Consider the following 21,379-nt stretch of genomic DNA (forward strand, 5'->3'; position numbering starts at 1 on the left):
TTCTAATATTTAAGTTGTCGCAATTATATCCAGTATATTTTCAAAAGCAAATTGATTTCCAATAATATCAATAAAATTTTTATAATTTTTTGCACATACCCAGCACGGGCGGTGTTGCCATCGGGGGCCTGAAAATAGATGCACCTTCTCGGCCCCCACCACAATCGCCTACAATCTCGGGATGAATCAACTTACCCTCGTCCTGCCCTTCGCCTTGCCCACTGCCGAACTGGCTGCCGACCTGCTCAAGGTCTTGCAGGCGCCCGCGCTGGCGGCGCTGCTGTCGCGCACCTCCACTTGCAATTTAGAAAATTTTGACAACGCCAACCGCCTGCTGCCGCACGAAGCGTGGCTGGCGCACGCCTTGAGCCTGTCGCCCGCACCCAACGGCGAGGCGGCGCAATCGGCTTTTGCCGCCCAGTCCATGCGCGGCTACGGCCTCGTGCCGGAACCGGGCGCGCGCTACTTCCTGCTGCATCCGGCCCACCTGGCCATCGCCCGCAGCCATATCAGCCTGGAAGACTTGCGCCAGCTCAAGCTGAGCGAGGCGGACGGCCGCGCCCTGTTCGACATTGCGGCCCCGTATTTCGACGAGATCGGCCAACCCCTGGCGTATGGCGACGCGGGCACCTGGTTCATGCGCGCCGACGCCTGGTCCGACTTGCAGTGCGCCACGCCGGACGCCGCCACCACGCAAGACCTGTCCGTGTGGATGCCGGAAGGCGAGCATGCGCGCGCCGCGCGCCGCCTGCAAAACGAAGTGCAGATGCTGTGGCATGAACATCCGGTCAATGCGGCGCGCGAAGAGCGGGGCTTGAAAGCCATCAATTCCTTCTGGATCTGGGGCGGGAGCCTGGCCACGGCCGCACCTGCATCGGCGCGCTGCGCGGCCAGCCTGCATACGCAGGACGCACCGGGCTGGCTGGCCGCGCTGGCGGAACCGGCGCAGCGCGATGCCAGTCCAAACAGTGTGCTGGCAAGCGAACAGGACGCGATCGTCGTGCTCGGCGGCCTGACCGAAGCGGCGCAGGCGCAGGAATGGGGCATGTGGCTGCAGCAGTTGCAAGCGCTGGAAGCGGACTGGTTCGCGCCCCTGCTGGCGGCCCTCAAGGATGGCCGTCTGGGCCAGCTGCGCCTGGTGCTGAGCCACCGCGACGCCTGGCTGGACTGCACCACCAGCAAGAATGCGCAGCGCAAATTCTGGCGCGCGATTACCCTGAACAAGTTGAAAGCATCATGACCCGTACCCGCATCGCCACCCGTCCCTGTCCCTACCGCGAATCCGAATTGCTGCGCCAGGGCGGCATCCACCCCGTGCTGGCGCGCTTGTACGCGTCGCGCGGCCTGTCCGACGCGAAAGAACTTTCGATCGAGCCGAAAGACTTGATACCGCCGTCCGGCTTGCTGCACATCGGCGCGGCCGGCGTCTTCCTGGCCGACGCGATTGCCGCCAAGAAGCGCATGGTCATCGTCGCCGACTACGATTGCGACGGCGCCACCGCCTGCGCCGTGGCCATACGCGGCTTGCGCGCCATGGGCGCCGACGTCGATTTCATCGTGCCCAACCGCTTTGAGTATGGCTACGGCCTGACGCCGGAAATCGTCGAACTGACGGCGCGCGAAAAGTCGCCCGACATCATCATCACCGTCGACAATGGCATCGCCAGCATCGACGGCGTGGCCGAAGCGAACCGGCGCGGCATCCAGGTGGTCGTCACCGACCACCATTTGCCGGCCGACACCCTGCCCGACGCGGCGGTCATCGTCAACCCGAACCAGCCCGCCTGCGGTTTCCCCAGTAAACATCTGGCGGGCGTGGGCGTCGTGTTCTACGTCTTGCTGGCCCTGCGCGCGGAAATGCGCCGGCGCGGCCTCTTTGATGCGCAAACGCAACCGAAGCTCGACAACCTGCTCGACCTGGTGGCCTTGGGCACGGTGGCCGACGTCGTGCGCCTCGATACGAACAACCGCATCCTCGTCGCGCAAGGTCTCAAACGCATGCGCAAGGGCCATATGCACGCGGGCGTGGCCGCCCTGTTCCGCGTGGCGGGCCGCGAAGCGCGCAGCGCCACGCCGTTCGACCTGGGCTTTGCCCTGGGACCACGCCTGAATGCGGCCGGCCGCTTGCAAGACATGTCGCTGGGCATCGAATGCCTGGTCACGGACGACGAAGGCCGCGCCTGGGCGCTGGCGCAGCAATTGAACGACATCAATCTGAAGCGCCGCGAGATCGAAGCGGAAATGCAGGATACGGCCCTGCTGCACCTCGACGCTTTCGAGCCGGCCAACAGCAGCACCATCAGCGTCTTCGATGAATCGTGGCACCAGGGCGTGATCGGCATCGTGGCCTCGCGCCTGAAGGAAAAATTCTACCGCCCGACCATCACGTTTGCGCCCGGCGCTGACGGCTGGATCAAGGGCTCCGGACGCTCGATCCCCGGCTTCCACTTGCGCGACGCGCTCGACCTCGTGTCGAAACGGGCACCTAGCCTGATCGACAAGTTCGGCGGCCACGCCATGGCGGCAGGCTTGACCATCCGCGCCGACGCCTTCGATGCGTTTTCCAAGGCTTTCGAAGCCGTGGGCCAGGCCTGGCTCAGCCAGCAACAGCTGGAACGGGTCGTGGAAACGGACGGCCCGCTGGAAGACGCTTATTACACGACGGCCTTCATCGAGCTGATGGATGGCCAAGTGTGGGGCCAGGGCTTCGCCCCGCCCGTCTTCTGCGACGAGTTCCGCGTCGTCAGCCAGCGCATCCTCAAAGAGCGCCACTTGAAACTGCTGCTGGAAAAGAACGGCGTGCGCTTCGACGCCATCTGGTTCGGGCATACGGATGCCTTGGGCGAACGCACGAGGGTCGCGTTCAGACTCGATGCGAATGAATACAATGGCACGACAAAAGTGCAATTGATGGTGGAGCATGCGGAGCCTGTCTGATGGCACCTGAAAGCAACACCATGTTGACCGGCCTGAACCACCTCACCCTGTCCGTGCGCGACCTGGCGCGCAGCGTCGCCTTTTACCGCAACACCTTGGGCCTGCGTCTGCATGCGCGCTGGGACAGGGGCGCGTATCTGTCGGCCGGGGAGCTGTGGCTGTGCCTGTCGCTTGACGCGCAAGACACGCCTGTGCTGGCCAGCCCCGGCTACACGCATTACGCGTTCTCCATCGCGTCCGCCGACTTCGCCCCGTTTGCCGCCCGCCTGCGCGCCGCCGGCGTGCCCGAATGGCAGCAAAACCGCAGCGCCGGCGATTCCCTGTACTTTCTCGATCCGGACGGCCATCAGCTGGAAGCCCATGCGGGCAGCCTGGCGCAGCGGTTGGCAGCCTGCCGGGCGGCGCCCTATGCTGGCATGCAATTCTTTGACGGCTAAGGGTATAGGCGCGCACATTTGGACGAGGACAGCACAAATTCCCGAAAAGGAGTAATATTATTCCATAAAAGGAGTTCATCATGAATCTTGCCTACGCCTACCCCAAGAGCCGCTTCGAACCGGCCGTGCTCGTCGACCTGAACGCCAAAGCCGAGCGCGAGCGATTGTCGCAGGCGGCCTTGAAGGGCTTTTTCAAGCTGGCCGCCGCCTGGAAACTGCGCGACGACGATGCGCGCGAACTGCTGGGCGGCCTGTCCAGCAGCGCCTATTACGAGTGGAAGAAACACCCGGACCGCGTGCTGGAAGTGGACCGTATCACGCGCATTTCCTACTTACTGGGCATTTATAAAGCCCTGCACATCCTGTATGGCGACAAGCTGGCCGACGAATGGGTGAGTTTGCCCAACAAGAATCCCGTGTTTGGCGGCCGCACACCCCTGTCGCAAATGCTGGCCGGCGGCTTGCTGGCCATGCAGACGGTGCGCAAGCTGCTCGACGCGCGCCGCGGAGGACTGTAATCGTGCCTGCAGCCCCGAATACCCACCTGCCGCCGCTGGCCGCGCTGCGCCAGATCGACACTTGCCGGTTGATTCCATCGCGCTTCGCCGACATGGAAGACTCCGTACTGGCGCCGCTGGCCGAGGATGACGATCACCTGCGCGAGCTGTTCGAACTCGATAACGCCACCAACGCGCGACTGGTCGCCGAGTATGGCGGCGCGCCAGGAATTGGCGTGGACGAACTGGTTTTTGGCGTGCCACACTTTCGCATCATCAACGCCGCGTACACCTATGCCCGGCCGGAAGGGGCGCGCTTCAACGATGGCGAACGGGGCGCTTGGTATTGCGCCTTCGACATGAAAACGGCGCTGGCCGAGATCATTTTCCACAAGACCGTGGAATACCAGGAAATCGATTATTTCGGCGACAGCGTCAACTACCAGTCGCTGCTGGCCGATTTTTCCGCCAGCTTCCACGACTTGCGCGGCCAGGAGCGCTATGCGGCCTGCCTCGACCCGGCCAGCTACATCGCCTCGCAAGACCTGGCAGCCATCCTGCTCGAGGCCGGTTCCATGGGCATCATCTTCCCCAGCACGCGGCTGGCGGGCGGCACCAACCTGGCCTGCTTCCGCCCTGCTCTGGTCGGCAATGTTCGCAAAGGCACCGCCTATCGGTTAACATGGCAGGGTACGCCGATACCGCGCGTGGAAGCCCTCCCGGGCAAATAAACCGCGCGCATCGGCACCCGACTCACCGCAACCTGATCTCACATGCAAACCAATCCTGAAAAAGACACCGAACTGCGCCTCAAAATCAACAGCGAAACGGCCCGCCTGGCCTGGAGCGAACTGGAAAAGCACTTCGCCCAAGGCAACGTCGTCTGGGTCGCCAACGAGCTGGACCTGGTCGAAGTCGCCGTGCGCATCTCGCACGACGACAAGGCCACCATCACGCAATGGATGGCCGATGGCAAAGTAGCCAAAGTCTCCGACCAGCAGGCGCTGGACTGGCAGGCGGCCGACGCGGCGCTATGGGCCGTCGTCGTCAGCCCGTTTATTCTGGTGCAGCAGGAAAAGCCGACGAAACACTGACGCTGACAGGCTGCGCCAGAAACAAGGAAAATGTGCGACCAACTAAATTCGGTACTTAATTTGGTCATCCGGTGCTATCATCGGCCTGCCAACTTATGGAGGGGAGTATGAATTTTCTAAACATTCAGCCAATTAGTTACTTGAAGACCAACACCAGCGACGTGGTCAAACAGGTACTGGAGACGCATGACCCGGTAGCCATCACGGTAAATGGCAGAGTTCAGGCAGTTGTGCTAGACCCCGTTAGCTATCAAAAGACCCAAGATCAGCTTGCCATGCTCCGCATCCTTGCTCTCGGCCGCAAGCAGATTGAGCAAGGTAAAGTCATCGGTCATGATGACGTTGTGGCCCTTCTGGAAGCTGAAGACGACGACAACTGATTACGCAAATGAAAATCATTTGGACTCAATACGCCCTGAACGATTTACAGGACATTCGCTCCTATCTGAAGCAGAGCGAATCCCTTGCTTTTGCCAGGAAGGTGACGCAAGAGATTCTGGCTGAAGTCAGTTCACTCAAAGATTGGAACATTAAAGGTAGCTTTGTTCCTGAACTTGAAGACCTTCACTTGACGACTCACCGCCAACTGTTGGCCGGCCAGAATCGTATCATCATCGAGTACGGACATAACGATATCGTCTATGTTCATATGATTGCCCATACCAGCCGTGACCTGGAAGCATTGATTCGCCATCGCCTGCTCAATTCGTAGCCGGCAAGTCCTGCCAGGCACACGGCTGTATTGGATTTGACAATGCGCAGCAAGCGCATTGTCAGGCCATCATCAATGCCCTCCCCCCAAATACGCCGCGATCACCTTCGGATCGGTTTTCAGGCTTTCCGCCGGGCCGTGCACGGAAATGCTGCCGTTTTCCAGCACATAGCCGTAATCGGCCACGTTCAGGGCGGCGGCGGCGAATTGCTCGACCAGCAGCATGGTCACGCCTTCGGCCTTCAATCGCGTGATGATGCGGAAGACTTCTTCCACCAGAATCGGCGCCAGGCCCATCGACGGCTCGTCCAGCAGGATCACTTCCGGGTTCAGCATCACGGCGCGGGCCATGGCCAGCATCTGCTGCTCGCCGCCCGACAAGGTACCGGCCAGCTGGTCGCGCCGCTCCTTCAGGCGGGGGAACAGCTCCAGCGCCTTGTCCAGGTCGCGCTTGATATCGCCTTTCGGGCGCGCGCGCGTGAAGCGGGGAAAGGCGCCCAGCAGCAGGTTGTCCGTCACCGACATCGAGGCGAACACCCTCCGTCCTTCCGGCGAATGGGCCAGGCCGGCGCGCGCGATCTTGTGCGAATCGAGGCCCGTGACGTCCTTGCCGCCCAGGGTGACGGTGCCCGATTTCGGCTTCAGCATGCCGGAAATGGCGCGCATGGTGGTGGTCTTGCCGGCCCCGTTCGAGCCGATCAGCGTCACCAGCTTGCCCTTCGGGACGTCGAGCGAAATGCCGTGCAGGACTTCGACTTTGCCGTAGGCGGCGTGCAGATTACTAATGGTCAGCATGGTCTTCCTCTCAGTGCGCCGCTGGCGCCAGGGTTTCGGCGCTGCCGCCCAGGTAGGCTTCAATCACTTTCGGGTCGCTCTGGACAAGCGCGGGTGCGCCTTCGGCGATCGTCTGGCCGAAGTCCAGCACCGTCACCACGTCCGACAGTGCCATCACCACGTCCATGTGGTGCTCGATCAGGATGATGGTGATGCCATGCTCGCGGATCTTGCGGATGATGGCCATCAGCTCCTTGATGTCGGGCGCCGTCAAGCCGGCCGCCGGTTCATCGAGCAGCAGCAAACGCGGGTTGAGACCCAGCGCGCGGCCGATTTCCAGCAGCCGCTGCTTGCCATACGGCAGATTGCGCGCCTCTTCGTTGGCCAGGTCGGCCAGGCCCACGAATTCGAGGATGCTGGCGGCCCGCTCGCGCGCGGCCGTCTCTTCGCGCTTGTAGCGCGGCGTATGCAGCATCACGTCGAGCACGTTCGACTTGAAGGTGTTGTGCAGGCCCACCAGCACGTTCTCGGTGGCCGTCATCTCGCCGAACAGCTGCACGTTCTGGAAGGTACGCGCCACGCCGCCCAGCGCGATCTCGGATGGCGTGCGGCCGGAGATCACGGCGCCGGCAAATTCCACCTTGCCCGCCGTCGGCTTGTAGATCCCCGTGAGCACATTCATCATCGTGCTCTTGCCCGAGCCGTTCGGCCCGATCAAGCCGTGCACGGAGCCTTGCGTGACGTTCAGGTCCACCTGGTTCAGCGCTTTCAGGCCGCCGAACTGCATCAGGGCCTGGTCCACGCGCAGCAGGGTCGCGCCCTGCTGCCCGCCCTGGGCGTGGTCGAACGGCGCCACGCCGTGGGAAGCGACGGCTTGCACATGGCGCCGGCCCTTGCCGATAAAGCTCATCAGGAAACCCACGATGCCGTCCTGCAGGTAGTACACGACGAACAGGGTCATCAAACCGAAGATGGTCAGGCGCCAGTCGACCATGTTCTCCAGCTTGTAGGAAAACGCGGCCAGGCCGATGGTGGCCACCAGGGGCACGATCACGCCGCGCAAGGTGGAGCGCTTTTTCGCCAGCATGAAGGCGGAACCGATCACGCCCAGCACGGCGGCGCCGACGGCGATCTTGCGGAACAATTCGATGTCCGACAAGAGGCTGGGCAGCATGACGACGATCAGGGCGCCGATCAGCGCGCCCGAACGGGTCTTGCGTCCGCCCATGATGACGGCCAGCAGGAACAATATCGTCAGCTCGAAGTTGTAGGTATTGGGTGAGATATACTCTTCCGAATACGCATACAGGCTGCCGGCCAGGCCCGCGAAACCGGCGCTGATGACGAAGGCGTACACCTTGTAGCGGTACACGGACACGCCCATGCAGTCCGAGGCGATGGGGCTGTCGCGCAAGGCTTCGAACGCGCGGCCCAGGTTCGATTTCAAGATGCGGTGCACCACCACCAGCGAGATCACCAGCAGCGCGGCGACCATGTAGTAGTACTCCACTTCCGTCAGTTTGTGGCCGAACAGGACGGGCTTGTGGATCTTGATGCCCATCGGCCCTTCCGTCAGGAAGCTCATTTCATTGATCAGGATTTGCACGATGGTGCCGAAGGCCAGGGTCACCATGGCCAGGTAGGGCCCCGTCACGCGCAGGGCCGGCAAGGCCAGGATGGCGCCAAACACGGCCGCGCCCAAAATACTGGCGGGGATGGCCAGCCAGAACGACACGCCCAGCTTGAACACCAGCACGCCCGTGACGTACGAGCCGATGCCGAACAGGCCCGCGTGGCCCAGCGATACCTGCCCCGTGTAGCCGACGACGATATCGAGGCCGAACAGCAGGATGGCGTAGATCAGGATGGTTTCGGCCAGGTGGATGTAATACGGGTTCGGGATGACGATGGGGAACAGTGCGAGCGCGGCCAGTCCCGCCGCGCTCAGCGCCAGCATGGTGATTTTCTTGTTCATGTCGTCCTCAGACTTTCTTGATCGCGGCTTTGCCGAACAGGCCGGACGGCTTGACGGCCAGCACCAGCAGCAGCAACAGCAGGCCAGGCACTTCCTTGTAGCCGGTGGAGATGTAGTAGCCGGTGGTCGTTTCCGCGATGCCCAGGATCAGGCCGCCGACGATGGCACCCACGCCCGAGGTCAGGCCGCCGATGATGGCCACGGCAAACGCTTTCAAGCCCAGCGAGGCGCCCATGGTGGCTCCGGTCAAGGTCAGCGGCGCCACCAGCACGCCCGCAAAGGCGGCCGTGGCCGACGACAGCGCGTAGGAGAACGTGATGACCATGCCCGTGTTGATGCCCATCAGGCCAGCTGCGTCGCGGTCGTTGGCCGTCGCCACGACGGCCTTGCCGTAGATCGATTTGCGGTTGAATACTTCGACGGCCAGCATGATGGCCAGCGCGCCGACGATGACGGCCACCTGCATCTGCTGCACGTTGGCACCAAACACCTGGAACGGCGCGGCCGACAGCGGCGACGGGAACATCAGGTCATCCTTGCCCCAGATGTTTTCCGCCACATTTTTGAAAATGATCGCCAGCGCGATGGTCGACATGATCCAGCCGAATTCGGACTTGATCTTGATGGCGGGCCGCACGCCTATCCATTCGACGAACACGCCCTGCAAGGCGCCGAAGACGATGACAATGGGTATCATCAACAGATAGCTCATGTAAGGGCCACCGTGGATGGTGCCCACCAGCGAGAGGCCCACGAGCGCGCCCAGCATCAGGGATTCTCCCTGGCCGAAATTGAGGGTGCCGGAAGTGGCAAAGGTCAGCTGGTAGCCGAAGGCGATGACGGCATAGATCATGCCCAGCGCGATGCCGCTGAAGACGAGCTGCAGGAAGATTTCCATGGTATTCCCCGGAAGACGAACGATGAAAAAATGGCCAGTCCTGATTCCTCAAGGCTGGCCACTGCGCGGCGAATGTCTGCCAGGCTTATTTCGCGAGGACGACTTTGCCGTCCTTGACTTCACCGAAGACTGTCAGCTCGGCCGTGATCGCTTCATGGTTGGTTTTGCTGAACGGTTTGTTGTAGGTGGTGACGGCGCCTTCCACCTTCTCATTCAGGTTTTCCAGCGCGGCCCGCACTTTCGGGCCATCCGTGCCGCCTGCCTGCTTGAAGGCGGCTGCCAGCAGGTAGATGGAATCGTAGCCTTGCGCGGCCGAGACGGCCGATGGCATGCGTCCGCCCGATGGCTTGTAAGCGGCCACGTAGGCGTCGATGAAGGCCTTGCGCTTCGGCGTGCTGGCATCCTGGATGAAGGTTTGCGGCATGCGCGTGCCATTGCCGTTCTTGCCCGCGTTGTCGATGAAGTTACCCATGGCCAGGGTCCAGCTGCCGATCAGCGGCACTTTCCAGCCCAGTTTTTCCATGCCGTTGGCAATCTGCGCCAGTTCCGGGCCGATGCCGTAGGTCAGCACGACTTCCGCACCCGCCTGCTTGGCTTTCAGCAGCTGGGCCGTCATGTCGACGTCCTTGATGTTGTATTTTTCAACGACGACGGGCTTGATGCCCTTCTTGTCGAGCGCCTTTTCCAGGTCTTCGCGGCCCAGCTGGCCGTAGTTGGTGGAGTCGGCCAGGATCGCTACTTTCTTGAACTTGCGGTTCTCGATCGCCTCATGCACGATCATGCCGGACTGGATGGTGTCATTGGCCGCATTGCGGAAGACGTAGTTTTCCGGCTGGTCGGCGAATTGTTTGGTGACGATGGAACCCGTCGCCACATTGTTCATGACGGGAATTTTTGCTTCCTGATAGAAGCGCTGCGAGGCCAGGGCCACGCCCGTATTGATATAGCCGACGGTGGCGGCGACCTTTTCCTTGTTGATGAGTTCTTGGGCGATCTGCACGCCGCGTTCATTCTTCGCTTCGTCATCGCGCTCGATCAGCAGCAGCGAACGGCCCAGTACGCCACCCTTGGCATTGATTTCGGCGACGGCCAGCTTGACGCCGTCGCGCATCGACACGCCCATCGGCGCGGAACCGCCCGTGAACGGACCGGACACGCCGATCTTGATGGGGTCGGCCGCGACTGCCGCCTGCGAGAAACCCAAAACCAAACTTGCTACAAGCAATTTCTGTTTCAAATTCATTGTCATCTCCTCTGTTACAACGTTTTTAATGCCACTTATTTTTATTGTCGTACGCTGGATAACCGCCCCATCGATAAATCATTGTAGGTGAGTAAACATGCCCCAGCAACAACTACATATGACGCGTCGCAACATGCGAAAAAGACCAGATTGCTGGCCCGATGTCAGTCTTTTGTAAGGAAAATATGGCGCAAATTGACACAGCTGCTGCACATTGACACACAGTACAGGTATCTGATCTGCGTCAAAGTATGGTGAGGCAATGGTGATATGGTCATTGAACCAGGGTCAACCGGCCATGGCGGCAATCCCTTCCTTACCATGGAGAACCTATGCGCCAGCCCATGACAACCATCTGCGCCTGCCTGCTGATCGGCGGCATCAGTAGCGCCTGCAAGAACTTCACGCCGGTCGACAAGTTCGCGGGACAGACGGTGGCGGTAACGGAAGTATTCAAACCCATGCTGACGCACTCCATGAGCAGTTGCACCAATAATGTACGGCGCAACAGCATCATCACCGACCGCCCCTACGTTGCGCAGGAAACGGAGCAGGACCTGCTCCGGCGCTGCAAGGACTATGCAGCCCAGTTGGCGGGTACGGCCGAACTGAACGATGTATTGAAACGCTACGCGGAAGTACTTGCCGCACTGGCCAACGACAAGCTGGCAAACTACAAGGAAGAGATCGGCGCCCTTGGCGGTTCGCTGGGCGCCTTGCAGCAGTCCAGCGGCATGACGCCGGTGCTCAACGCCGACCAACTGGACAAAGTCACGCGCCTGAGCGCGCTGATCAGCCAAATCGTGACGCAGCACAGACAGCAGTCGGGCATCAACGAACTGCTGGCGCGCGAAGAAGATATTTATATCATCAGCAATGCGCTGAAAAAATATGCGCAGCAAAACTACCAGGCCAATCTGCACGACGAGAGCCTGACGCTGGCGTCCCTGAACCGCTCGCTCGACAATGCCGCCGGCAGGGAGCCCGTTGCCAGCAACTATCTGAAAGCCAAGCTCTACCTGGACGGACGGCAACTGCAGGAGCGTGGCAAGGTCATCGACGCCTATATTGCCGCCATGACCGAATTGCAGAACAGTCTGAGCACCTTGCGCGCCAAGTCCATGAAAGACCCGGCATTGGAGCGCCAACTGGACACCTTTGCCAAGCAGGTCGATACCCTGCAAAAGCAGGCAAGCCATTATTCCCCCTCACCCTGGTAGGAGTAAAACATGGGCAACGCTATCGCACTCGATGAAAAACAAACCACGGAAATCGCCGACAAGCTGGCACAGGCCTCAAACCAGGTACTGGAGCTGCGCATCGCGCTGACCGACCGCACGCCGCCAACGCCGTCAGCCGTGCTGCAGGATCTCAAGCAATATGAAAGCCACCTGGACCAGATGGTGTCCTTTTTCCGCGCCCATGGCATCTACCTGATTAACCAGGGCGCGCAGCAGGCATTGGCCAATGTGAACTCGGCCATCGAGCAGGGCAGGAAAACCGTCGCCGACATCCAGCACACGCACGCGGCCATCAAGGCAGCGGCAGGCCTGCTGGACCTAGCTGCCGCCCTGCTGTCACGCAACCCGCTGGCCATTGCCGAGGCGGCGAACAGCCTGCGGACCTGACCTGGGGGGCCGTTACGGCTCGGCGGCCCGATGCCCCATAGCATGCGTCGCCATCTTCAGATACAGGAACGACTGCTCCTCGTTGTGCGCATAACCCATCTGCCCCTCGGCCAGGGCCACGGATTTCTGCTGCAGCGCTTCCGGGTAGTCGAGGTCGCAGGCGGCGTCGAGCCAGTAGCGCGCCCGGGCTTCGTCGCTATCGAGCAGCATGTTCGCCACGATGAACATGGCCGGCGCCACGCCACGTTGGGCGGCCTGTTCCAGCCAGCGCAGCGCGGCGGCGCTGTCCTGCGGGCCGCCCATGCCGTTCTTGTGCATCAGGCCCAGGTAATATGCGGCCGGGCCGCTGCCCTGCCCCGCCGCCTGTTCGAACAGGGCGCGCGCCTGCGGCTGGGTCGCTTCTCCCGCGCGCATCAGCACCTTGGCCCGGGCCGTGACATCGGGGGCGGCCGCACCGGGCGACGCCAACGCGGCGGCCAGCAGCAAGTTTGCCAGCATCATTTCGACAGGTCGAGCTGGTACAGCGCAAAGCCCTTGCCAGCGCCGTCGTCAGCCTTCAGCTGAGTGACGTTGTCGATGCCGGCCGCTTTCGCCAGGTCGATCACGTTCGGCGCCGAGCGGAAGACCACGGGGCCTTTCGTGGCGGCCTTGGCGAAGCGCCAGCTGCGCGCCGAGCCGTTTTTCGCGCGTGTCAGGTTTTTCTGCTGCGTGACGTAAGCGATCAGGAGCTCACGGTTGTTGTCGGGCGAGGCCACCACCGTCTTGCTGCCATCGAGGCCGGGGAAGTTGCCGCCGCCGCTGGCGCGGTAGTTATTCGTCGCGATCAAAAATTCCTGGCTGGCGTCCACCGGTTTGCCCTTGTAGCTGAGGCCCTTGATGCGCTGGCCGGGCTTTTGCGTGACGTCGATCTGGTAGCGCACGTCGGCGCTCGTGATCGCGTCGAAGTTGTAGCTCGGATGGGCCGTATTGACCAATTCCTGCGCTTCCAGCTTGTTCGGGTCGATGGTATTGAAGCGCTGCGCCGACTGTTCCAGCCAGGCTTTCAGGTCCGCGCCATTCATCTTCACGCCGTACAGCGCGTTCGGGTACAGGTACAAATCAGCCGCGTTATTCAGCGCCACATTGCCCGCCTTGACGTCCGTGTAGTCGGACACGCCGGCCGAGCCGCTCTTGAACGGGGACGACATCGACAGCACGGGCAGGTGCGCGTACTGCGGCAGGTTCGCTTTGACGTAGGCAGCCAGATAGCCCGTTTGCGCCTGGTTCACCACCTCGATGGCGCTCACGTCGCCCACGTCGGCAAAATACGTCGACATGCGGAAGTCCGTGGCGCCCACGGGCGTCTGCACGTAGGCAATCGTCGCCGCGTGTTCCTCGGCCACCAGCTTGGCGATGGCCGCATCGGGCTGGACGTAACTCTTGTCCGCGTTCTGGATGCCGCGCGCTTCCACCGTCGTGGCGCTCTTGTCGACGACCCACTGCTTGCCGTCATGGCGCAAGCGCAGGCCGATCACGCCCAGGTGCTTGCCCCACAAATTGGCCATCACGGTGGGCACGCCATTGACCAGGCCACGGGCCTTGTCGACGCCGAGCAAATTAAATTGCGGCACCGTGCTGCTCGCGTTCGGGAACAGCTGGTGCGAGTGGCCGATCAGCATGGCGTCCACGCCCGGCACTTGCGACAGGTAGTAATTACCGTTTTCCATGGTCGGCGAGTACGGGCTGTCATCGAGGCCGCCGTGCGAGATCGCCACCACCAGTTCGGCGCCCTTGGCGCGCATCTCAGGGATGAATTTTTCCGCCGTCTCGCGCACGCCCTGCGTGTAGACGCGCCCTTCGAGCCAGCGCTTGTCCCAGGCCATGATGGTGGGCGGCGCAAAGCTGATGATGCCCACCTTCACGCTGCTGGTGATGGCCTTGCCATCGGGGCCGGTGGCCGTGATCTGCTTGTCGATGATGTGGTATGGCGCAAACAGGGGTTTACCCGTCTTGACGCTGTAGACGTTGGCCAGCACTTGCGGGAACGCGGGACCGGCGCAGCGCGGTTTGCTGGCATCGACACTGTCGACGTCGAAGCGGTTGCCCGTCACCTGACTCAGGAACGCCAGGCCGTAGTTGAATTCGTGGTTGCCGATGCCGCCGCCGTCCACTTTCAGCACATTCATCGCCTTGTAGATGGCCAGGGTCTGGTCGCAGGCCAGCGGTTTCACGAGGGCCTGGTAGTCGGCCAGCGCCGTACCCTGAATGGTGTCACCGTTGTCGAGCAAAAGGTTGTTCGGGAACTGCGCGCGCGCCTGGGCGATCAGGGCCGCCGTGCGTTCCAGGCCGATCGACGGCTCCGCCTGCAGCTTGTAGTAATCATAACTGAGCACATTCGCGTGCAAGTCCGTCGTCTCCAGCAGGGCCAGGACGGCGCTGCTGCCGGCCGGCGCGGCCGATGGCTGGACCGGACCGGTGGCGGCGGGCGGCAAGGCGCCGCAGCCGGCCAGCAGCAGCGGTAACAGGGCGAGACGGGGAAGTTGAAGCATGATGTATTCCTGTGGAAAGACAATATCGCCAGCATCATACGCAGCACGGCAGCCCCTATCAAGGCAAAAATATTGTCGCAAATACAGCGAAATGACGATTTTATTGCCCTGTCCAGCATCGATTCGGCGCCCCCGGCATCAGAAACGCGCCGCGCTCGCGTATAATTCAGGGTTTGATTTCACCATAGAAGACCAGAACATTATGGAAGCCGAACGCATCAATATCATCTCCGCCCTGCTCAACGACCTGACGGTCCGCGAAGCCGAACTTCGGAGGTATCTTTGACTTCACTGTCAAGTCGGAGAAACTAGAGCAAGTCAACGAAGAACTGGAAGATCCAACCGTCTGGAACGATCCCAAACGCGCCCAGGACCTCGGTAAAGAGAAGAAGGCGCTGGAAGCCATCGTCTTCACCCTGGCCAAGGCCGATGCCGACCTGCGCGACACCCGCGACCTGTTCGACATGGCCCGCGAAGAAGGCGACGACGACACGCTCGAAGCGATCGAGCAGGACGTGCAGGAAATCCGCAAGGTCATCGAAAGCATGGAATTCCGCCGGATGTTCAACAATCCGATGGACCCGAACAACTGCTTCATCGACATCCAGGCCGGCGCCGGCGGCACGGAAGCCCAGGACTGGGCCTCGATGCTGCTGCGCCAGTACCTGCGCTATTGCGAACGCAAGGGCTTCAAGGTCGAAATCCTCGAGCAGTCCGACGGCGAGGTCGCCGGCATCAAGACGGCCACCCTGAAGGTCGAGGGCGATCACGCCTACGGCTTCCTGCGCACGGAAACGGGCGTGCACCGCCTGGTGCGCAAGTCGCCATTCGACTCGGCCAACGGCCGCCACACCTCGTTTACGTCGCTGTTCGTGTATCCGGAAGTCGACGATTCGATCGAGATCGATGTCAACCCGGCCGATATCCGCGTCGATACCTACCGCGCGTCGGGCGCCGGCGGTCAGCACATCAACAAGACCGACTCCGCCGTCCGCATGACCCATGCGCCGACCGGCATCGTGGTGCAGTGCCAGAACGACCGTTCGCAGCACCGCAACCGCGCCGAAGCGATGGAAATGCTGAAAGCGAAGCTGTACGAGCATGAACTGCGCAAGCGCATGAGCGAACAGCAAAAGCTGGAAGACTCGAAGACGGACGTGGGCTGGGGTCACCAGATCCGCTCCTACGTGCTGGACCAGTCCCGCATCAAGGACTTGCGCACCGGTTTCGAGACGGGCAATACCAAGGGCGTGCTCGATGGCGACATCGACGACTTCATTTCCGCCTCGCTCAAGCAAGGCGTATAAGGATGAACGCACCCGCTCCAGCGCAGCGCGCCTTCCTGTTCGACATGGATGGCACGATCGTCGACAACATGGCCTTCCACACGACATCGTGGCTGGCGTTCTTTGAACGCCACGGCCATGCGCTGGATGCGGACGCCTTTTTCCGCGACACGGCAGGACGGCAGGGACATGAAATCATCGCCAAATACCTGGGCGAAGATGCCGACCACGTCACCCTGCTGGCTGAAAAGGAAATCGTCTACCGCGAACTGTATGGCCCGCACCTGGCGACAGTCGCCGGTTTCGACCGGCTGATCGCCAGCGCGCGGCAGGCTGGCGTGGGGCTGGTGGTCGGGACGGCAGCACCGGCCGAGAACATCGCGTTCACGCTCGACGGCCTGGACCTGCGCCACCGCTTCGACGCCATCGTCGGCGCCGCCGACGTGGAACGGGGCAAGCCGCACCCGGACGTTTTCCTGAAAGGCGCGCTGCTGGCCGGCGCGCTGCCGCACAACTGCATCGTCTTTGAAGACGCGCCACTGGGCGTGGAAGCGGCGCGCCGTGCCGGCATGCGCGTCGTGGTACTCACCACCACCCTGCCGGCCGAGGCATTTGCCGCCTTCGACAACGTCATTGCCATCGTGCCGGATTTCTCCTCGCTCGACGTCGACGCACTGTTTGCCAGCGTGGCGCCAGCGCTGGCACCACATCATCAATAATCACCAACGAAGAACACCATGACTACGGATATCCAAGAACAAGCCGCCGCCCCCGATGAAAACAAGATCATCGCCGAGCGCCGCGTCAAGCTGGCAGCACTGCGCGAACAAGGTGTCGCCTTCCCGAACGATTTCCGCCCTGAGCACAAGGCGGCCGATCTGCACGCGCAATACGGCGGCAAGACGCGCGAAGAGTTGGAAGAAAACCCCGTACACGTGGTGCTGGCCGGCCGCATGATGCTCAAGCGCGAAGCTGGCAAGAAAGCCGCCTTCGCCACCCTGCAAGACGCATCCGGCCCGAAAGCCGATGGCCGCATCCAGATCTACGCCACCTTGGACCTCACCGGCGAAGCGGCCATGGCCGCCCTGCACCATTATGACCTGGGCGATATCCTGGGCGTGCAAGGCACCTTGTTCAAGACCAAGACGGACGAGCTGACCATCAAGGTCACGGAACTGCGTCTGATCACCAAGTCGCTGCGCCCGCTGCCGGACAAATTCCACGGCTTGGCCGACCAGGAAACGAAGTACCGCCAGCGCTACGTCGACCTGATCATGAACGAAGAGACGCGCCGCACCTTCAAGGCGCGTACCGCCGCCATCTCGTCGATCCGCCGCTTCATGGAAAAGAACGAATTCATGGAAGTGGAAACGCCGATGCTGCACACCATTCCTGGCGGCGCGGCGGCCAAGCCGTTCATCACGCACCACAATGCGCTGGACATGCAGATGTTCCTGCGCATCGCGCCCGAGCTGTACCTGAAGCGCCTGGTCGTGGGCGGCTTCGACCGCGTGTTCGAGATCAACCGCAACTTCCGCAACGAAGGCGTGTCGATCCGTCACAATCCTGAATTCACGATGATGGAATTCTACGCGGCCTACACCGACTACAAATGGCTGATGGATTTCACGGAAGCCGTCATCCGCCAGGCCGCCATCGACGCGCACGGCACCGCCACCCTGACCTACGGCGGCCGCGAGCTGGACCTGGCAAAACCGTTCCACCGCCTGACTATCGTCGAAGCGATCAACAAGTACGCGCTGGGCTACACGCCGGAGCAGCTGAACGATGCGGACTTCATCAAGGAAGAGCTGAAGAAATTCGGCGTCAAGCCGTTCGCCACGGCCGGTCTGGGCGCGCTGCAACTGGCGCTGTTCGAAGAAACGGCTGAAGCGCAGCTGTGGGAACCGACCTACATCATCGACTACCCGGTCGAAGTGTCGCCACTGGCGCGCGCGTCCGACACGGTGGCCGGCATCACCGAACGCTTCGAGCTGTTCATGGTCGGCCGCGAGATCGCCAACGGATTCTCCGAGTTGAACGATGCGGAAGACCAGTCGGCCCGCTTCCTGGCACAAGTGGCCGCCAAGGACGCCGGCGATGAAGAGGCGATGTTCTACGACGCCGACTACATCCGCGCGCTGGAATACGGCATGCCGCCAGCCGGCGGCTGCGGCATCGGCATCGACCGCCTGATGATGATCATCACGGATTCGCCGAACATCCGCGACGTCCTTCTGTTCCCTCATCTGCGCCGCGAAGAGTAATCACGGACGCAAGCCGATAAAAAGCCGCCTGATTTTGCGATCAGGCGGCTTTTTTACGTCTGCGGCCGTGTCAGCCGGCCAGGGTCACGCGCTGGTGGCTGCGGCTGGCCTGCTGCGCCGCCAATGCCGTGGCCAGCGCGCGCATGCCGTCGTCACCGGTGGCGGCCGGCTGTCCTTCGCCGCGCATGGCGCGCTGGAAGGCGCGCACCGAGCGCACGTACAGGTTTTCATGCTCGACGGGGATATCGATGCTGCCGCCGTCGCGCGTCAGGCTGATGGTGCCGACGGGGCGCTGCGTCATCACGCCGGTGGCGAAGATGGTGCCCTTGGTACCGATGATTTCCACTCCGGACAGCGAATGCGGCGCGTTGAACGCGTCGTGCACCTGCACCAGGGCGCCGTTGTCGAACTCGATGACGGCCATCAGCCCCTCTTCCAGCCCGGCCACCGTCATGCCGCCGCTGGTGGCGCAAGCCGTGACGTGGCGCGGTTCCGCGTCGAGCAGGAAGCGCAAGGTATCGACATCGTGTACGAACATGTCGAGCGTGACGCCGCCCGACTCGGGCGCGTCCAGGCGCCAGCCGCGCAAATGCTGCGGCAGATTGTTCGCGTGCAGCACGCGGCCATACAGAGGCTGGCCGATCTCGCCCGCGCGTATCAGCTCGCGCACCTTGCCGTGGCTGGCCGCGTTGCGCAGGTGGTGGTTAATCCCCAGCACCACGCCCGCTTCGGCGCAGCCATCGACCATGCGGCGGGCGTCTTCCAGGTTCAGCGCCAGCGGCTTTTCGCACAGCACGTGCTTGCCCGCGTGCGCCGCCAGCAAGGTCTGCGCCATGTGCAGCTCGTTGGTGGTGCTGATGTACACGGCGTCCGCGCCCGGATGCGCGAGCGCCGCATCGAGGTCCGTGTAGCTGGCGGCGATGCCGAACTGTTCGGCAAAGGCGGCGCCGCGCGCGGCGTCGCGGCTGACCACGGCCAGCACTTCGGCGTCGCCCTGCTGGCGGATCGCGTCGACCATCCATTCGCGCGCCACGGTGCTGGCGCCGACCAGTATCCATCCGGTTTTCTTCATTCGATTCTCCCCTTAAAAAGTGTGGCGCAGGCCCAGGTTCCAGGCCTGGTTGCCGGTGCCGTTGTCGGTAGCGTTGCCCACCACATAGGCGGCGCCGTTGCGGTTGTCGATATGCGCGTAGGCCGCATACAAGGTGCTGCGTTTCGACAGCGCATAGGTGTAGCCGATGCCGATCTGGGTAGCGTCGCCGTTGGCGGCACGCCTATCGTCGCGCCGCACGTACGAGAACAGGACTCTGTGCGGCCCGACAGGCACGGTGGCGCCCAGCATCAGGTCCGCGCTGTCGACCGTGGTGGCGGCGCCCGCCGTGCTCTTGCTGACGGCAACGGCACCATGCGCCTTGACCACGCCGAATTCCCAGGTGGCGCCCAGCACCGTGTTCCTCGTCCTGCCCGCCACCAGCGCGGTCGACAGCGTATTGGCGTCCTGGTGCGCCATGCGCACATACAGCGGTCCGCTGGCATAGGTGGCCGCCGCGCCCGCGTAGCGTTTGGCCGAGGCGTCGCCCGGTACTTCACCGAAGCCGTACGCCAGTTCGCCGGAGAGTCCCCCGCGCACGGGCGAGCTGTAGGTGATGCTGTTATCGACCCGGCTGATGTAGCCGGCCGTGAAGACATTGCTTATCCTGCCCGCGAAACCCAGGTAAAACGGGTCCAGCGCCCCGAGGCTGCTGTCGATGAACGTGTACTGGCGGCCCAGCCGCAGCGTACCCGCCGCGCCGCTCAAGCCGACGAAAGCCTGGCGTCCGAACAGCAGGCCGCCCTGGGCCGATGCGCCCGTGTCGGCCAGGATGCCCGCATCGAAGGTAAATATCGCCGTCGTGCCGCCGCCCAGGTCTTCGCTGCCCTTGAAACCGAGCCGCGAGCCGTTGGCGATGCCGCTCGTCAGCTTGAGCACCCTGCCACCGGGGCCGCCATTCTCGGACACCACGCCCAGGTCCGCGATGCCATACATGGTGACGTTCGACTGCGCGCTACACAGGCCGCCGCAAGCGCCCGCGCCAATGATGATTGCTCTTGCTACCTTGTTCTTCATTTTTTCCCTGTCTGTGGATACTGTTCTTGGCCGACCAAGTGGCGCGGACGCTCGCCGCGCAAGCCGGCCAGCAGGTTGTCCACGGCCTGCTGCGCCATGGCGTAGCGCGTTTCGTGCGTGGCCGAGCCGATATGCGGCAGCGCCACCACGTTGGCCATGTGCGGCAGCGGATTGTCCGGCGCCAGCGGTTCGCGCTCGAACACGTCGAGACCGGCGCCGTGGATGGCGCCCTGCCGCAGCGCCTCGATCAGCGCCGCCTCGTCGACGATGCGCCCGCGCGAACCGTTGATGAAGATGGCGCCGGGGCGCATCAGCGCGAACTCGCGCCGGCCCATCATGCGTTCCGTCTGCGCCGTCAGCGGCAGCACCACGCAAACGAAATCGGAGCCAGCCAGCAAATCGTCAAGCGCCACCTGGCGCGCGCCCAGCGCTGCTTCCACCTCGGGCACCGCCTCGCCATTCACGTACAGCACCTGCATGCCGAAACCCAGCGCGGCGCGGCGGGCGACGGCGCGGCCGATGCGGCCCATGCCCAGCATGCCGATGGTCTTGCCGTGCACATTGACGCCGTACTGGCTTTCGCCCACGCTGCGCGTCCAGCGCCCGGCCTTGACGAATTCGGCCAGTTCGACAACGCGCCGCGCGCTGGCGAGGATCAGCGCGAAGATCGTGTCGGCCGTCGTTTCCGTCAGCACGTCCGGCGTATTGGCCAGCAAGATGCCACGTTCGCGCAGGTAATCGACGTCGAACTGGTCGACACCCACGGAAATGGTGGAAATGATGCGCAGGTCAAGGGCCGGGTCCAGCAGTTCGCGGTCCAGGCGCACGCTGGCGCCCAGCAAGCCGTGCGCGCCGCGGATGGCGGCGGCGAACGCGGCGCGGTTGCCCGCGTCGATCGCCTCGAAATACGTCACCTCGCATTCGGCGCGCAGGCGCGCCAGCAGCGGCTCGGCCAGCTTTTTATAGACAACCACATGTTTTTTCACGAGTGTTTCC

Annotated in this window: 23 protein-coding genes; 14 read left to right on the top strand and 9 right to left on the bottom strand. The window is 62.7% G+C overall.

Going from position 1 to position 21,379, the window contains the following annotated elements; all coding sequences use genetic code 11:
- Window positions 1–181 precede the first annotated feature (181 nt).
- From AC54AG_RS09195 to AC54AG_RS09230, 8 genes are all read left to right on the top strand, one after another.
- A complete protein-coding gene (locus AC54AG_RS09195) occupies window positions 182–1,240 on the top strand; it encodes a hypothetical protein (RefSeq protein WP_496630107.1) in 1,059 nt (352 codons plus the stop codon).
- Window positions 1,237–2,937, top strand: a complete 1,701-nt coding sequence (gene recJ, locus AC54AG_RS09200) for a single-stranded-DNA-specific exonuclease RecJ (protein WP_034755437.1) — start codon at window positions 1,237–1,239, stop codon at window positions 2,935–2,937. Before AC54AG_RS09195 ends, recJ begins: the two co-directional genes overlap by 4 nt.
- Window positions 2,938–2,957: 20 nt before the next feature.
- On the top strand, window positions 2,958–3,374 hold the full coding sequence (gene fos, locus AC54AG_RS09205; protein ID WP_034755435.1) for a fosfomycin resistance glutathione transferase: 417 nt from the start codon (window positions 2,958–2,960) through the stop codon (window positions 3,372–3,374).
- An 80-nt stretch (window positions 3,375–3,454) separates the two neighbouring features.
- Window positions 3,455–3,892, top strand: a complete 438-nt coding sequence (locus AC54AG_RS09210; RefSeq protein WP_034755432.1) for an MbcA/ParS/Xre antitoxin family protein — start codon at window positions 3,455–3,457, stop codon at window positions 3,890–3,892.
- A 2-nt stretch (window positions 3,893–3,894) separates the two neighbouring features.
- Window positions 3,895–4,602, top strand: coding sequence for an RES family NAD+ phosphorylase (locus AC54AG_RS09215; protein ID WP_496630108.1), 708 nt, complete (start codon window positions 3,895–3,897; stop codon window positions 4,600–4,602).
- 42 nt (window positions 4,603–4,644) lie between these two features.
- Window positions 4,645–4,965, top strand: a complete 321-nt coding sequence (locus AC54AG_RS09220) for a DUF2288 domain-containing protein (protein ID WP_496630109.1) — start codon at window positions 4,645–4,647, stop codon at window positions 4,963–4,965.
- A 107-nt stretch (window positions 4,966–5,072) separates the two neighbouring features.
- On the top strand, window positions 5,073–5,345 hold the full coding sequence (locus tag AC54AG_RS09225; protein WP_034756273.1) for a type II toxin-antitoxin system Phd/YefM family antitoxin: 273 nt from the start codon (window positions 5,073–5,075) through the stop codon (window positions 5,343–5,345).
- Between the two features lie 8 nt (window positions 5,346–5,353).
- Window positions 5,354–5,677 carry a type II toxin-antitoxin system RelE/ParE family toxin gene (locus AC54AG_RS09230; RefSeq protein ID WP_070304971.1) on the top strand — a complete coding sequence of 108 codons (324 nt, stop codon included), beginning with the start codon at window positions 5,354–5,356 and terminating at the stop codon, window positions 5,675–5,677.
- Window positions 5,678–5,749: 72 nt separating this feature from the next.
- Here AC54AG_RS09230 and AC54AG_RS09235 read toward each other — a convergent pair whose 3' ends face one another.
- The 4 genes from AC54AG_RS09235 to AC54AG_RS09250 all read right to left on the bottom strand — a co-directional run bounded on the left by AC54AG_RS09235 (window position 5,750) and on the right by AC54AG_RS09250 (window position 10,567).
- A complete protein-coding gene (locus AC54AG_RS09235; protein ID WP_046682988.1) occupies window positions 5,750–6,472 on the bottom strand; it encodes an ABC transporter ATP-binding protein in 723 nt (240 codons plus the stop codon).
- Window positions 6,473–6,482: 10 nt separating this feature from the next.
- Entirely contained in the window at window positions 6,483–8,426 is a 1,944-nt protein-coding gene (locus AC54AG_RS09240) for a branched-chain amino acid ABC transporter ATP-binding protein/permease (protein ID WP_496630110.1), read from the bottom strand.
- Window positions 8,427–8,433: 7 nt separating this feature from the next.
- Window positions 8,434–9,324, bottom strand: coding sequence for a branched-chain amino acid ABC transporter permease (locus AC54AG_RS09245; protein ID WP_010398938.1), 891 nt, complete (start codon window positions 9,322–9,324; stop codon window positions 8,434–8,436).
- Between the two features lie 85 nt (window positions 9,325–9,409).
- Complete coding sequence (locus AC54AG_RS09250) at window positions 9,410–10,567, bottom strand: ABC transporter substrate-binding protein (protein ID WP_034755418.1); 1,158 nt, start codon at window positions 10,565–10,567, stop codon at window positions 9,410–9,412.
- 344 nt (window positions 10,568–10,911) lie between these two features.
- On the opposite strand from AC54AG_RS09250, the gene AC54AG_RS09255 reads away from it, so the two are divergent.
- Together AC54AG_RS09255 and AC54AG_RS09260 are read left to right on the top strand one after the other, a co-directional pair.
- Window positions 10,912–11,787 (top strand): hypothetical protein, encoded by an 876-nt coding sequence (locus AC54AG_RS09255; protein ID WP_152546518.1) that lies wholly within the window; start codon window positions 10,912–10,914, stop codon window positions 11,785–11,787.
- Window positions 11,788–11,796: 9 nt separating this feature from the next.
- The gene (locus AC54AG_RS09260; protein ID WP_034755413.1) at window positions 11,797–12,195 is read left to right on the top strand and encodes a hypothetical protein; all 399 of its coding nucleotides are present in this window, start codon (window positions 11,797–11,799) and stop codon (window positions 12,193–12,195) included.
- Window positions 12,196–12,207: 12 nt separating this feature from the next.
- Here the strand turns inward: AC54AG_RS09260 and AC54AG_RS09265 are convergent, their stop codons facing one another.
- Together AC54AG_RS09265 and AC54AG_RS09270 are read right to left on the bottom strand one after the other, a co-directional pair.
- The gene (locus AC54AG_RS09265; protein WP_496630111.1) at window positions 12,208–12,696 is read right to left on the bottom strand and encodes a tetratricopeptide repeat protein; all 489 of its coding nucleotides are present in this window, start codon (window positions 12,694–12,696) and stop codon (window positions 12,208–12,210) included.
- Complete coding sequence (locus tag AC54AG_RS09270) at window positions 12,693–14,723, bottom strand: bifunctional 2',3'-cyclic-nucleotide 2'-phosphodiesterase/3'-nucleotidase (protein WP_496630112.1); 2,031 nt, start codon at window positions 14,721–14,723, stop codon at window positions 12,693–12,695. Before AC54AG_RS09270 ends, AC54AG_RS09265 begins: the two co-directional genes overlap by 4 nt.
- A gap of 91 nt (window positions 14,724–14,814) precedes the next feature.
- Between AC54AG_RS09270 and AC54AG_RS09275 the strand changes: the two genes are divergently transcribed.
- From AC54AG_RS09275 to lysS, 4 genes are all read left to right on the top strand, one after another.
- Entirely contained in the window at window positions 14,815–15,009 is a 195-nt protein-coding gene (locus tag AC54AG_RS09275) for a hypothetical protein (RefSeq protein ID WP_496630391.1), read from the top strand.
- Window positions 14,926–16,030, top strand: a protein-coding gene (gene prfB / locus AC54AG_RS09280; protein WP_115057524.1) for a peptide chain release factor 2 whose coding sequence is annotated in 2 segments (ribosomal slippage) — window positions 14,926–15,006 and window positions 15,008–16,030 — 1,104 coding nt in all. Because the reading frame shifts where the segments join, the coding sequence is not laid out codon by codon here. The genes AC54AG_RS09275 and prfB overlap by 84 nt, the downstream gene beginning before the upstream one ends.
- 2 nt (window positions 16,031–16,032) lie before the next feature.
- Window positions 16,033–16,728 carry an HAD family hydrolase gene (locus tag AC54AG_RS09285; RefSeq protein ID WP_331776339.1) on the top strand — a complete coding sequence of 232 codons (696 nt, stop codon included), beginning with the start codon at window positions 16,033–16,035 and terminating at the stop codon, window positions 16,726–16,728.
- An 18-nt stretch (window positions 16,729–16,746) separates the two neighbouring features.
- On the top strand, window positions 16,747–18,276 hold the full coding sequence (gene lysS, locus AC54AG_RS09290) for a lysine--tRNA ligase (RefSeq protein WP_496630113.1): 1,530 nt from the start codon (window positions 16,747–16,749) through the stop codon (window positions 18,274–18,276).
- Window positions 18,277–18,346: 70 nt separating this feature from the next.
- Here the strand turns inward: lysS and AC54AG_RS09295 are convergent, their stop codons facing one another.
- The 3 genes from AC54AG_RS09295 to AC54AG_RS09305 are packed head-to-tail and all read right to left on the bottom strand — an operon-like array spanning window position 18,347 to window position 21,369.
- Complete coding sequence (locus AC54AG_RS09295; protein WP_496630115.1) at window positions 18,347–19,348, bottom strand: Gfo/Idh/MocA family protein; 1,002 nt, start codon at window positions 19,346–19,348, stop codon at window positions 18,347–18,349.
- A 12-nt stretch (window positions 19,349–19,360) separates the two neighbouring features.
- Window positions 19,361–20,383, bottom strand: a complete 1,023-nt coding sequence (locus AC54AG_RS09300; RefSeq protein ID WP_496630117.1) for a porin — start codon at window positions 20,381–20,383, stop codon at window positions 19,361–19,363.
- Window positions 20,380–21,369: a 2-hydroxyacid dehydrogenase gene (locus tag AC54AG_RS09305; protein ID WP_496630118.1), complete on the bottom strand. Its 990-nt coding sequence runs from the start codon at window positions 21,367–21,369 to the stop codon at window positions 20,380–20,382. The genes AC54AG_RS09300 and AC54AG_RS09305 overlap by 4 nt, the downstream gene beginning before the upstream one ends.
- Window positions 21,370–21,379: the final 10 nt, after the last annotated feature.

It is taken from the genome of Janthinobacterium sp. BCJ23 (assembly GCF_059617945.1).